The sequence below is a fragment of the Polynucleobacter duraquae genome, assembly GCF_000973625.1.
Classification (GTDB): domain Bacteria; phylum Pseudomonadota; class Gammaproteobacteria; order Burkholderiales; family Burkholderiaceae; genus Polynucleobacter; species Polynucleobacter duraquae.
In genome coordinates this window covers 1,262,459-1,275,518 of record NZ_CP007501.1, presented here as the reverse complement: position 1 = coordinate 1,275,518, position 13,060 = coordinate 1,262,459, and the positions used below count along the sequence as shown (strand labels likewise).

The window sequence follows — 13,060 nt, the reverse complement described above, 5'->3', positions numbered from 1 at the left end:
TCTATCGATTCTTCGGGTGCCAGCGCTTTAAGAGAAGAGCATTACTCAATACGCAAAAACTGGAGAGCGCCATTGCACTGCCAGCTAGCATGGGCGATAAATATCCCAAAGCTGCCATTGGTATGCCAATCGTATTAAATGCAAATGCCCAAAATAAATTTTGCGCAATCTTATTCCAAGTTTTTTTGGAGATATCGATTGCATCAGCCACCAAAGTAGGGTCGCCACGCATTAAGGTAATTCCGGCGGCTTGCATGGCTACATCAGTCCCAGTAGACATCGCCATACCCACATCTGCCATCGCCAATGCCGGCGCATCATTTACACCATCACCAATCATCGCGACATATTGCTTTTGTAGTGCGGGTGGGTTTTGTAATCGATGAATGTTTTGCGCTTTATCGCTCGGCATAATTTGTGCAAAGACTTCATCAATACCAATCATTTTTCCTACACGAGTAGCAGCAGATAAATTATCACCAGACAACATCACCGTTCGAATATGCAATGCATGCAATGCATCGACTGCTGATTTTGCATTGGGTTTCAGTTCATCCCCAAAGGCAATCACGGCTATTGGAGTTGGCGCTTCCCCATCTTTGCTAGCAGAATCCATCAATACAGAAACAGTTTGACCTTGTTCAAAACAAGCCTGTGCTTTTTGTAAAACGAGATCGTACTGACTGCTGCCCTTGAGGGAGGCTACGCTCTGCAAGCGCAGTGTTTTTCCTGCAAAGGGACCGCCACTTGGAATGCCCTCAATTCCAATGCCAGGCAAGCCCTTGCTAAATGAGGTGGCAATCGGAGCGATACCTTTTTCCTTGGATGAAACTAGTAGCGCTTTAGCTAAAGGATGTTCACTTCCCAACTGCAAGCCTGCAGCCGTAGCGAGGATCTGATCGGCATCGGTAAATGATGTATCAAAAGGTAGTAGAGCGAGCATGCGCGGCTTACCCATTGTTAATGTGCCCGTTTTATCAAAGGCAACGATATTGAGCTTATGAGCCAGCTCTAATACTTGCGGGTCCTTAATCAAAATGCCAAAGCGTGCGGCTATACCCGTGCCAGCCATAATTGCAGCTGGGGTAGCTAAGCCAAGCGCGCAAGGACAAGCGATCACCAAGACCGATACGGCGCGCAAGATAGCAATGGAGATGGAGTCTAAGTAAAGCCAGTTGCCTAGGCCTGTCATAAGCGCAAGCACAATGACGGTCGGTACAAATATGGCGCTCACCTGATCAACCAACTTTTGAATCGGCGCTTTTTGAGTTTGCGCCTCTTCTACTAAGTTAATAATTTGTGAGAGTACGCTTTCAACACCAACGGCTTGTGCCGTCACTATCAATACACCTTCACCGTTTAAGGCGCCCCCAATGACTTTAGACTCAACTGATTTCTTAACAGGTTCGCTTTCGCCGGTGAGTAGGGATTCATCAACGTGGCTGCTACCCAAAATAATGACGCCATCTACCGGAATACGTTCACCGGGAAGAATGAAAACTTTATCGCCAGGCAGCACTTGTTCTAAAGGTAAGTCGCGATAGTGGTCGGCGCCGATAGCCTTATTGCCCTGTAGATCAACATCGGCGTTTAAAACTTTGGCATGCTCTGGCCAGAGTTTTTGCAGGGCGCGAATCGCTTCACTGGTTTGTTGCTTGGCTCGTGCCTCCAACCATTTGCCTAATAAGAGCATGCAGATGATGACTGCAGATCCCTCGAAGTAAAGTTCATGTGCATGGTTTGAAGTGAGCAAGATATACAGACTGAGCCCATAAGCAGCGCTAGTACCTAAGGCAACCAATAAGTCCATATTGCCCGCGCCAGCCATTAAGGATTTATAGCCTGCGTCATAGAAACGCCATCCCAAAATGAATTGGACTGGTGTTGCCAAGGCGAGCTGCCACCATCCTGATAAAGACCAATGCACCCCAAAAGGCATGAAGAACATCGGCAAGAAGAGGGGGGCTGACAGAGCAAAACTCAGAATCACTCGGCCTAAGCCGTCGGCAGCCCAAAATGACTTACTAATTCTCTGATCTGAATTGCCCCGATTAGAACTTTCTTTGGCTTCGTAACCTGTCTTTTGAACTAGCGCAATGATCTCCGCCAAGCTGGATGAACCCCGTTGACTGCGAATTCTTGCTTGCTCGGTGGCTAAATTGACGCTGGCGGCCTCAACTCCAGGAATCTTATCTAAAGCTTTTTCTACTCGGCTAACACAGGAGGCGCAGGTCATTCCGCCAATGTCGAGGGTATAAAACTCTGAATTAGACGATTCTGTTGGACTCATGTGGAAGATAATCTACTGCAAGATGAAAAAAAGCCATTAACAACTGTATTTTGACTGTTTTAAAGGGGTAGCCATGTTTACGCTCAAGGTTTCAGGGATGACTTGTGGTGGTTGTATCAACGCAGTCACTCGGGCTGTGCAAGCCCAAGACCCCCAGGCTCAGGTTCAGGCGGACCTAGCGACTCAGCTGGTCACGCTAGAAACAAGCCTTTCTCCAGAGTTAGCCTCTGGGCTCATCACGGAGGCAGGATTTCCAGTTTCACCTTAGCCCTTAATTTTGGTTTTAGCAATTTTTTGCATGTGCGGTTAATCTACGCACTATTTGATTTTTCATCATCAGACTTAATAAAAGAGGTGGAGCCGGCTATACAAAAGCCCGTTCTACTAAATAGGAGAGAGTTTTGTCACTTACTGTAGAGACTGTGCAAGCTGCACTAAAGGGTCTGATTGACCCCAATACCCAAATTGATTTTGCAACATCTAAGAGCGTTAAAAATTTACGCGTTGATGGCGGTGATGTCAGTTTGGACATTGTTTTAGGTTATCCAGCAAAAAGTCAATTTGATGCTATTCGTAAATCGGTGATTGCTGTGCTCCGTGAATTACCTGAGGTTAAAAACGTCAGCGTCAATGTGAGCAGTCAAATCGTTGCGCATTCTGTTCAGCGTGGCGTCAAACTATTACCTAATGTAAAAAACATTATTGCTGTTGCCAGTGGTAAGGGTGGGGTCGGAAAGTCCACTACCGCCGTTAATCTCGCTTTAGCTTTAGCGGCTGAAGGTGCGCAAGTAGGTATGTTGGATGCGGACATTTACGGACCAAGTCAGCCGATGATGTTGGGTATTACCGGCAGACCAGAATCTATTGAAGAGAACACGATGGAGCCCATGGTAGGCCACGGCCTCCAAGCGAGTTCGATTGGTTTTTTGATTGATAACGATGCCCCTATGGTTTGGCGTGGCCCCATGGTGACCTCTGCCTTAGAACAACTACTGCGTCAAACCCGTTGGCGTGATCTCGATTATTTGATTGTAGATATGCCTCCTGGTACCGGCGATATTCAACTCACGCTTGCTCAGAAGGTGCCTGTTACAGGTGCGGTGATTGTGACTACGCCTCAAGACATTGCTTTGCTGGATGCACGTAAGGGCCTAAAGATGTTTGAAAAGGTTGGCGTACCCATTGTTGGCATCATCGAAAATATGAGTACGTATGTTTGTCCAAATTGCGGGCATGAAGAGCATGTGTTCGGTACTGGCGGTGGCCAAAAGATGTGCCAAGAATATGGCGCAGACTTTTTGGGCTCATTGCCCCTGAACTTATCGATACGCGAGCAGGCGGATGCGGGTCGCCCAACCGTAGTGGCCGATCCTGATGGCGCTATCAGCGAAATTTATAAAACAATTGCAAGACGAGTTGCTATCAAAGTAGCAGCGCTTTCTAAAGATATGAGCAATAAATTTCCAAATATTGTGGTTCAGAACACCTAAGGCCTTATGCGTTTTGCTGTGATCATGCGTAAGCAGTTTGTTGATAACCCGTGGATTTCATATCGGTGGGCGCCGCACGAGGTGTTGCCGGATTTTGGGCAATTCAACAGCACATCGATAGCAGGTAATAAGATCTCTGGACAGTTCCTTGGCCGCGATGAGCAGAGTGAGTCGTGGTTGTTTACTGGATTCGACTTGAATCTTTTCCCAGATGAGGCTGAAGGCTATTACCTCAACTTATCAGCAACTCTTCCTGCTTGGTTTGTGATGTGGCGTCTAGAGGAAGATGTTGAGAGATATATTGATGCACAGTCTATTGACTTGGCTAAATCAGAGCCTACGTTTGCTATTCCTCATCGGATCAGCGTAAGCTACAACGAAGCAGGACGTCTATTGGATGGCGGCGAGTCGGTCGATAGCGTACTCTTGTCTACAGAGCATGCTTCTTGGTTGCAAGAATATGTTAATGAACATTACCGTCCTGAACCAAAAAAACGTCATCGTCCTGAATCATTCAAGGGTGCAAATCGCCCAACGGAGGACTGATGGCTGATGGTTTTTTAAGTCGATGGTCGCGTCGTAAGTTAGGTGAGGATATTGAGCCTGAGAAAAAATCAGGCGAGCTAGTTAAGGAAAAATTAGCTGCCAGTCCTGAGCCTCAGCAGGAATCAACTAAGACCGAAGATATTCCGCAGCCTGTTTCCTTGGATGATGTTGAGAAGATGGATCGTTTTGCGCCAGATTTTTCAGCCTTCATGCAACCTGGCGTTGATCCAGTAGTACAGCAAGCGGCAATGAAGAAGATGTTTTCAGACCCGCACTTCAATATCATGGATGGTTTGGATATTTATATTGATGATTATTCAAAACCAGACCCGATTCCTTTGGAGATGCTCAAGCGTATGGTTCAGTCCGACATGCTGAACATCTTCCGCAAGGATGATGATGGAGAGTCTCAGACTGCTAACGTTGTCAGCATCGACAATCAGGAATCCAAAGACCCAGCTTTGCCCGCTCCTGACCGGACTGATTTAACATCCATACCAACATCTATTCCGGAAGTGGGAAATCAAACCCCCTTAACCGTGGATAAAAAAACCAGTTAAGAAGAAATCAATGAGTCAAAAATTAGTCTGCAACTGCAACGGAACTATGCCTTTGGATGCAAAGGCGTTGGGCGTAAAGATACACACCTCTTTGTGTAGGCAAGAGGTGGGTGTGGCTATTCAGGCAATGAATGGTAATGACTCACTCGTGATCGCTTGTACTCAAGAGGGCGCGTTATTTAAGGAGCTGGCAGAGCAATCCGAGAAGCCATTGATAGCGCCATTGCGGTTTGTCAATATTCGTGAGGTGGCTGGATGGACTCAGGAGGCTAAAACTTCTGGACCTAAGATTACGGCTTTACTTGCCTTAGCGGACATGCCGGAAGCCGAGCCCGTTCCAGTGGTGAATTACGAGAGCCAGGGGCGCTTACTCATTGTTGGTCCCGGTAAGCAAGCTTTGCCTTGGGCTGAAAAATTGAGCGACTCTCTTGATGTCTCAGTGCTGTGCACCGAGTCAGGAGCATTACCGATCGCCAGAAATTTTCCAACTTACACAGGCGAGGTGACTAAGTTAGATGGTTATCTTGGTCACTTTACAGTCGACTGGAATTTACAAAATCCCATTGATCCAGAGATGTGCACTCGTTGCGGCGCCTGTGTTGAAGTCTGCCCAGAAGGTGCAATTGATGACTCTTTCCAAATTGATCTAGACAAATGTAAGTCTCACCGTGATTGCATCACCGCCTGTGCCAGTATTGGTGCTATCAATTTTGATCGAGTGGAGCGTCAGCGCAGTTCTGAGTTTGACTTAATTATGGATCTTCGTGCTAATCCTCAAATGCGCATGAGTCAAACCCCGCAAGGCTACTTTGCCCCAGGACAGGATCCATTTGAGCAATCTTTAGTAGCAAATCAATTACTCGGATTAGTGGGTGAGTTTGAGAAGCCTAAATACTTTGCTTACAACGAGAAAGTTTGCGCCCATGGTCGCAATGGCAAAGTAGGGTGCAATGCTTGTATCGATGTCTGTTCGACCGGCGCTATATCTTCTTTATTTAAGAATGGACAAGGCACTGTTGAAGTAAATCCGAACCTTTGCATGGGTTGCGGGGCTTGCTCAACAGTCTGTCCATCTGGTGCAATGCGCTACAACTACCCAAGTGTGCCGCATCAAGGTAAAGAAATTAAAGCGCTGGCTACTGTATTCATTACTGAGAGTGTCAAAGCGAAGCAATCTTCTAGTCCAACCCTCTTACTACATACACTTCAGGCAGGAACGCAGGCCTTAGATTCTCTTGGGCGATCTGCGCACCTCAGACCAAAACAATTTGAAAGCTTGCCATCCTATGTATTGCCCTACGGGATTGAGCATATAGCCTCTACTGGTTTGGATTTATGGCTCGGTGCGCTCAGCTATGGTTTTGGTGAAGTAGTGTTGTTGTTAACGGGCGATGAAGACCCGAGCTATCGCGCTGCCTTAGAAACTCAAATTGAGTTGGGTAACGCCATTTTGGCTGCTTACGGATTTGATGCCAGACTGTCGCAAATACAGCTGGAATCCACCTCTGATCTTCAGCCAGCCTCGCTTGCAATGAGCAAACTTCGCCAGCGTGGAGCTTTATCAGCTATTTGCTCTCCCGCAAGTTTTGGTTTGTCCAATCAAAAGCGAGAAACGATTGAAACGGTCTTGGAGCATTTGCAAAAGCAAGCAAAAGTACCGTTACCAGCTGAGGGAGTAGTTTTGCCGAAGTCGTCTTTCTTGGGTGGTTTAAAAATTAACCAGGATGCTTGCACGCTATGCATGTCTTGTGTGGGTAGCTGTCCTGAAGGTGCTTTACTCGATAACTTAGACGAGCCCAAACTTTCCTTTATTGAAAAGCAGTGCGTCCAATGCGGCATTTGCGTTCAAACTTGCCCAGAGCAGGCTTTGGCTTTGGCCCCTCGTTTGCAGACGGTGGAGCAGCGCAAGCAAAAGGTAGAGCTCAACGAGACCAAGCCTTTTCATTGCATCGGTTGTGGAAAAGTATTTGGTACAGCAAAAATGGTCGATCTGATGCTGATGAAGCTGGGCGCTCACAGTGCCTTTGCTGGGGAGGCTTTAGAAAGACTCAAAATGTGTAGTGATTGTCGTGTTGTCGATATGGTGAAAAAAGAAACATGAGTGAACAGATAAAAGAAAGCTCCGTGACCGAGGTGGGTGATGTGGGTTTGCCAGAAGATTTGGCTAGAGCGGATTTGTACGGCTTGATTGCGAGACTTTTTCATGAGGCGCCCGATCAAGAGTTGTTGGATCAAATAGTGTCTTCCATTCCAGAGGGGCAGGAGGCTCAGTCTGAAGACGCCCCTTTAGCTAGGGTTTGGCAGAATTTGGTTGAAATGGCTAAAGCCAACCCCGCCAAAGCTTGGCAGGATGAGTTTGATCAGAATTTCATCAGCGTAGGAAGGCCTATCATTATTCTGAATGGTTCTTTTTATATGGCCGGTTATTTAAACGAGAGGCCATTAGTAGAAATCCGCCGCGCTTTAGATGCTTTTGGCTTGGAATCTGCCGAGGAGATCTCTGAGACTGAAGACCATATCTCTGCACTCTGTGAAGTGATGCGCTATCTGATTGCAGGTGATGATGTAGAGATCTCCAACCTCACTAATCAAAGGGTCTTTTTTAACGACCACATTCGACCATGGCATGACGACTTGTGCGATGCAATCGATAACGTTCCTGAGATGCGTCTTTATCACTCTGTTGCGGCTCTGACTCGTGAGTTCTTGGCTATTGAGGGCCAAGGCTTCGACATGATTTAATGTTGCATTGCATCAAACAGAAGGGTTAGTGTTTACCCCTCTTTTTTATAAATCTTATGTCGCTAATATGTCAGAAATGCAATTACCAATTACACTTGACGAATATCAAATAAGAACGAAATAGGAGCATCAGATGAGCGCCAAATCCACAGCGGTAGCAAACGAAGAAAACAAGCCTTCCCGTAGGAAGTTCTTCATCGGGGCGGGTGCCACTGTTGGTGCCGTAGCAATAGCCTCCCAAACGCCGATTGGCAAAGCAGTTATTCAAGAAATTGGCAGCACTGTGCAGGGTAAAGATGATGGCTATCAACTCACAGCACACATTCGTAAGTATTACGAAACGACCATGCTTTAAACCATTTGTTGATTTAGTCATTTCTAAATAGTTAATTAAAAATATTACTCAGGGACAAGATATGAGTCTGACTCGCAAATCTACTACTTCACAAAGCAGCCGCGCTACGCCTGCATCTCGCCTCATTGGTAGCCTTTCTCGTGGACTACAGTCTGCGGTACCAACGATGGATCGTCGAACCTTTTTGAAGCGCTCTGGCGTTGGTGTAGGCGCAGGTATTGCGGCTAGCCAGCTTAGCTTTGTTCAAAAAGCAGTTGCTGAGCCGAATAGAGCGATGTTAGATGGCAAGGGCAAGATTGAAGTGAAGAGAACGGTTTGTTCCCACTGCTCAGTAGGTTGCTCAACTGACGCTACTGTTGAGAACGGCGTTTGGGTTCGCCAAGATTCCAATTTTGATTCCCCAATCAACATGGGTGCTTATTGCGCCAAGGGTGCTTCACTACGTGAGCATGGTCACGGTGAATTCCGTCTCCGTTACCCAATGAAGCTCGTTGATGGCAAATATCAAAAGATTTCTTGGGATCAGGCTTTGACTGAAATCACTGCGCAGATGAAAGATCTCCGTACAAAATATAGTCCTGATTCTTTGTTCTTTATCGGCTCTTCCAAGCAGAGCAATGAGCAAGCCTATTTGTTGCGTAAGTGGGTTTCTTTCTTTGGAACAAACAATACAGACCACCAAGCTCGTATTTGTCACTCAACCACAGTTGCCGGTGTTGCAAACACCTGGGGCTATGGTGCAATGACCAATAGCTACAACGACATGATGAACTCCAAGGCTGCCATGTACATTGGCTCCAACGCAGCGGAGGCTCACCCAGTATCGATGTTAAGCCTCCTCAATGCGAAGGAAAACGGCTGTAAGGTTGTTGTAGTTGATCCACGCTACACAAGAACAGCTGCTAAGTCTGATCAATATGTTCGCATTCGTTCAGGTACAGATATTCCGTTCTTGTTCGGCGTTCTGTATCACATCTTCAACAATGGCTGGGAAGATAAGAAATACATCAACGACCGCGTATACGGCATGGATGAGATCCGCAAAGAAGTGATGGAAAAGTGGTCTCCTAAGAACGTTGAAGAAGCTTGCGGTGTTCCTGAGGCCGAAGTTTATAAAGTGGCTGAGACATTAGCAAAGAATCGTCCAAGTACAGTTGTTTGGTGTATGGGTCAAACTCAGCACACCATCGGTAATGCCATGGTGCGTGCCTCCTGTATTTTGCAGTTGGCATTAGGTAACGTTGGTAAGTCTGGTGGCGGAACCAATATTTTCCGTGGTCACTGTAACGTTCAAGGCGCTACAGACGTCGGTCCTAACCCAGATTCTTTACCTGGCTACTACGGCCTTGCTGCCGGCTCATGGAAACACTTTGCCACCGTTTGGGATGTTGACTACGAGTGGATTAAAGGCCGCTACGCACCAGACATGATGGAGAAATCAGGTACTACCGTTTCTCGTTGGGTCGATGCTGTGCTAGAAAAGAATGACATGATTGACCAGCAAACAGCCGTTAAAGGTTTGTTCTTCTGGGGTCATGCAGCAAACTCTCAAACTCGCGGCTTAGATATGAAGCGCGCGATGGACAAGTTAGATTTGCTCGTTGTAGTTGATCCATACCCAACAGCAGTAGCTGCGATGGCTGCAATGCCGCCTGCGGAAGGTAACTCAGTTAACAAGAACCGTAACGTATACCTCTTGCCAGCTACAACCCAATTTGAAACTTGTGGATCAGCAACTGCATCGAATCGTTCGGTTCAGTGGCGCGAGAAAGTTATCGATCCATTGTTCGAATCTGTACCTGACCACGTCATCATGCAAGCCTTTGCTGATCGCCTTGGTTTCGGCCAAGAGCTTTCCAAGAATTTCAAGATGCAGAGCTCCAAGTTTGCTGGTAAGCAATGGAAAGAGCCGCTGATTGAAGATATCCTCAGAGAAATTAACCGCTCTGTTTGGACGATTGGTTATACCGGTCAAACACCTGAGCGCATTAAGGCGCACATGAGAATGGCAGGCGTATTTGATCCAAAGACATTGAAGTCCCGTGGTGGTGTTGATCCTGTCACTGGTTACGATACAACTGGTGACTACTATTGCTTGCCTTGGCCTTGCTATGGCACTGCCGCTATCAAGCATCCAGGCTCACCGAACCTTTATGACACCAGTAAGTCTGTGATGGAGGGTGGTGGTAACTTCCGCGCTAACTTTGGCGTTGAGAAGGATGGCAAGACTTTGTTGGCTGAAGATGGCTCTTACTCTAAGGGTTCTGCAATCAAGACGGGTTATCCAGAGTTTGACCATGTGCTGGTGAAGAAACTCGGTTGGTGGAATCAGTTAACCGAAGATGAGCAAAAAGCTGCTGAAGGTAAAAACTGGAAGACAGACTTGTCAGGTGGTATTCAGCGCGTTGTGATGAAAAACGGCTGTCATCCATTCGGCAATGCCAAGGCGCGTGCTGTAGTTTGGAACTTCCCTGATCCGATTCCAGTCCATCGCGAGGCTTTATATAGCACTAACGAGCCAATGATGCGTAAATACCCAACATCTGCGGATAAGAAGAATTTCTGGCGCTTGCCAACCCTGTACAAAACGCTGCAAGACAAAAACTTGAGCGATAAGTTGTACGAGAAATTCCCAATCATCTTGACCTCAGGTCGCTTGGTTGAGTATGAGGGCGGCGGTGAGGAAACTCGTTCTAACCCTTGGTTGGCAGAGTTGCAGCAAGAGAACTTTGTAGAAATTAATCCAAAAGCTGCTGAAGCCCGCGGTATTAAGAACTGGGACTATGTTTGGGTTAAATCACCAACAGGTGCCAAAATCAAAGTTCGTGCGATGGTTACGGAGCGCGTCGATCAAGGAACTGCTTTTGTACCGTTCCACTTCTCTGGTTGGTGGGAGGGCAAAGACTTGCGTAAATACTACCCAGAAGGTGCTTCACCAATCATTCTCGGTGAATCGGTTAACACTGCAACTACCTACGGTTATGACCAGGTGACGATGATGCAAGAGACCAAAACCACCATGTGCCAAATCGAAAAATTTGCCTAAGTTAAAAAATAAAGTCAGGAGAACACAATGGCAAGAATGAAATTTATTTGTGATACAGAACGTTGCATTGAATGTAACGGTTGCGTCACTGCTTGTAAGAACGATAACGAAGTACCCTGGGGCGTTAATCGTCGCCGTGTTGTAACGGTGAATGACGGCATCATTGGAAAAGAAAAATCAATTTCAGTGGCATGTATGCACTGTTCTGATGCACCTTGCATGGCTGTTTGCCCAGTTGACTGTTTCTACCGTACTGATGAAGGTGTTGTTTTACATGACAAAGACATCTGTATCGGTTGTGGCTACTGCTCGTTTGCTTGCCCATTTGGTGCACCTCAGTTCTTGAGTTCTGGTGCTTTTGGTGTGCGTAGCAAGATGGACAAGTGCACATTCTGCAGCGGCGGTCCTGAAGCCAATGGAAGCGTTGCTGAATTTGAGAAGTATGGTCGCAATCGTTTAGCAGAAGGTAAGTTGCCCTTGTGCGCGGAGATGTGCTCAACCAAGGCATTGATCGGTGGTGATGGCGAAGTGATCTCTTCCATTTACGCCAAGCGTGTTTCTGTGCGCGAAGCAAATGGTAAGTATCCAAGTAAAGAGGTTTTCGGTTGGTCTACTGCTTACGGCCCAATGGATGCTCCTGCGCCAAAACCAACGCCTGCTGCCAAAATTCCAGGAGCCAAATCATGAGATTCAATCTGAAAACCATGGGTTTATGTCTCGTTGCAGGCGCCATGTTGGCTGCTTGCTCCGAGCCTCCTGAAATTGCAGCTAAAGCTGCCAAGCGTCCAGACGTTGCTCCGTATATGGGAGCTGATAACGGCTTCATGACAAAGGGCTGGGCTCCAAAGGATGAAAAAAGTTGGACGGAGTCGGTTGATAAGCGCAATCAGAATCAGACTGAGTACTCACGCTTTAAGTGATCAGTTAAACAACAATAAATAAAACGAAAACGTTTAAGGATATTTGTATGAATCGATCATTCTCTAGTGTCAGTCGCTCCTGGGTGCTAGCCCTTGGCGTATCGCTAAGTTTGCTTAGCGGTGTATCTATGGCAGAGCGTGCGCCAATGCCGCCGCTGCCATCCCCAAGCGGTATTGACTTCCCAAAGAATCTTGGCGCCGTTTCTGATGGCACCCAGGCTCAATCACAACCTGCGAACTCTCCTCAGGTGGGTGAGAAATTTCTTTGGAATTCTGCTAATAGTGACCCTTACAACACTATTAGTATTCCAGATAAAGAAGCTAGTGTGTTGATTCAACGCGCCGGAGAGCAATGGCGCGTTATCCGTAATGGCGTAATCACTGTTTACGGTGCTTGGCTCCTTGCTATTGCTTTCTTTGGTATTTCCGCTCTCTTTATTATTAAAGGCCCAATCAAGCTGCATGCTCCGCTTTCTGGTCAAAAGATTAAGCGGTTTAATGGCTTTGAGCGCTTTACTCATTGGGTCATGGCCGCCAGTTTTATTGGACTTGCTGTTACTGGTAGCTTGATTTTGTGGGGTAAGTATTTTGCAATGCCTTTGATGGGCGGCGTTGCTTATGGCACATTCCTCAATATCTGCAAAAATATTCACAATTACTCAGGCCCATTATTTACTCTGAGCGTAGTGATTTTCTTCTTGTTATTTGCCACCAGAAATATCCCGGGGCAAGGCGACCTTACTTGGATAAAGTCATTTGGCGGAATGTTCGGTGGTAAGCATCCTCCTGCTGGCTTCTTCAACTTTGGTGAAAAAATTTGGTTCTGGTTTGGTATGACTTTCTTAGGCTTGGTCATCTCAGGATCTGGTTTTGTACTAGACATGATTGTCCCTTTCATGGAAGTTCAATACATCCGTGGAACCATGCAGTTAGCTAACATCATTCATAGTTCAGCATCTATCCTCATGACTGCAATGGCTATGGGCCACATGTATATAGGATCTATCGGTATGCAAGGCTCATCAGATGGCATGATGACTGGCTACGTTGATGCAACCTGGGCTAAAGAGCACCATGAGCTCTGGTATGACAAAGTTAATAAATAAGGACA

At 46.7% G+C, this 13,060-nt stretch carries 12 protein-coding genes; 11 read left to right on the top strand and 1 reads right to left on the bottom strand.

From position 1 onward, the window contains the following. Window position 1: 1 nt before the first annotated feature. Window positions 2-2,290, bottom strand: coding sequence for a heavy metal translocating P-type ATPase (locus tag CL55_RS06665; RefSeq protein ID WP_046330389.1), 2,289 nt, complete (start codon window positions 2,288-2,290; stop codon window positions 2-4). A 73-nt stretch (window positions 2,291-2,363) separates the two neighbouring features. Between CL55_RS06665 and CL55_RS06660 the strand changes: the two genes are divergently transcribed. The 11 genes from CL55_RS06660 to CL55_RS06610 all read left to right on the top strand — a co-directional run bounded on the left by CL55_RS06660 (window position 2,364) and on the right by CL55_RS06610 (window position 13,055). Beyond that, on the top strand, window positions 2,364-2,558 hold the full coding sequence (locus tag CL55_RS06660; protein ID WP_046330388.1) for a heavy-metal-associated domain-containing protein: 195 nt from the start codon (window positions 2,364-2,366) through the stop codon (window positions 2,556-2,558). Window positions 2,559-2,691: 133 nt separating this feature from the next. After that, window positions 2,692-3,780, top strand: a complete 1,089-nt coding sequence (apbC, locus tag CL55_RS06655) for an iron-sulfur cluster carrier protein ApbC (protein WP_046330387.1) — start codon at window positions 2,692-2,694, stop codon at window positions 3,778-3,780. Between the two features lie 6 nt (window positions 3,781-3,786). Continuing rightward, a complete protein-coding gene (locus CL55_RS06650; RefSeq protein WP_046330386.1) occupies window positions 3,787-4,326 on the top strand; it encodes a DUF3305 domain-containing protein in 540 nt (179 codons plus the stop codon). Then, on the top strand, window positions 4,326-4,886 hold the full coding sequence (locus tag CL55_RS06645) for a DUF3306 domain-containing protein (protein WP_052728789.1): 561 nt from the start codon (window positions 4,326-4,328) through the stop codon (window positions 4,884-4,886). The genes CL55_RS06650 and CL55_RS06645 overlap by 1 nt, the downstream gene beginning before the upstream one ends. 10 nt (window positions 4,887-4,896) lie before the next feature. Beyond that, entirely contained in the window at window positions 4,897-6,987 is a 2,091-nt protein-coding gene (locus CL55_RS06640; protein WP_046330385.1) for a 4Fe-4S binding protein, read from the top strand. Next, complete coding sequence (locus CL55_RS06635; RefSeq protein ID WP_046330384.1) at window positions 6,984-7,628, top strand: TorD/DmsD family molecular chaperone; 645 nt, start codon at window positions 6,984-6,986, stop codon at window positions 7,626-7,628. The genes CL55_RS06640 and CL55_RS06635 overlap by 4 nt, the downstream gene beginning before the upstream one ends. Window positions 7,629-7,761: 133 nt before the next feature. Next, the gene (locus tag CL55_RS06630; protein ID WP_046330383.1) at window positions 7,762-7,983 is read left to right on the top strand and encodes a hypothetical protein; all 222 of its coding nucleotides are present in this window, start codon (window positions 7,762-7,764) and stop codon (window positions 7,981-7,983) included. 61 nt (window positions 7,984-8,044) lie between these two features. Further along, window positions 8,045-11,029, top strand: coding sequence for a formate dehydrogenase subunit alpha (locus tag CL55_RS06625; protein ID WP_046330382.1), 2,985 nt, complete (start codon window positions 8,045-8,047; stop codon window positions 11,027-11,029). 27 nt (window positions 11,030-11,056) lie between these two features. Further along, window positions 11,057-11,716 (top strand): formate dehydrogenase FDH3 subunit beta, encoded by a 660-nt coding sequence (gene fdh3B / locus CL55_RS06620; protein WP_046330381.1) that lies wholly within the window; start codon window positions 11,057-11,059, stop codon window positions 11,714-11,716. Beyond that, window positions 11,713-11,949 (top strand): hypothetical protein, encoded by a 237-nt coding sequence (locus tag CL55_RS06615; RefSeq protein WP_046330380.1) that lies wholly within the window; start codon window positions 11,713-11,715, stop codon window positions 11,947-11,949. Before fdh3B ends, CL55_RS06615 begins: the two co-directional genes overlap by 4 nt. Before the next feature lie 47 nt (window positions 11,950-11,996). Beyond that, a complete protein-coding gene (locus CL55_RS06610) occupies window positions 11,997-13,055 on the top strand; it encodes a formate dehydrogenase subunit gamma (protein WP_046330379.1) in 1,059 nt (352 codons plus the stop codon). Window positions 13,056-13,060: the final 5 nt, after the last annotated feature.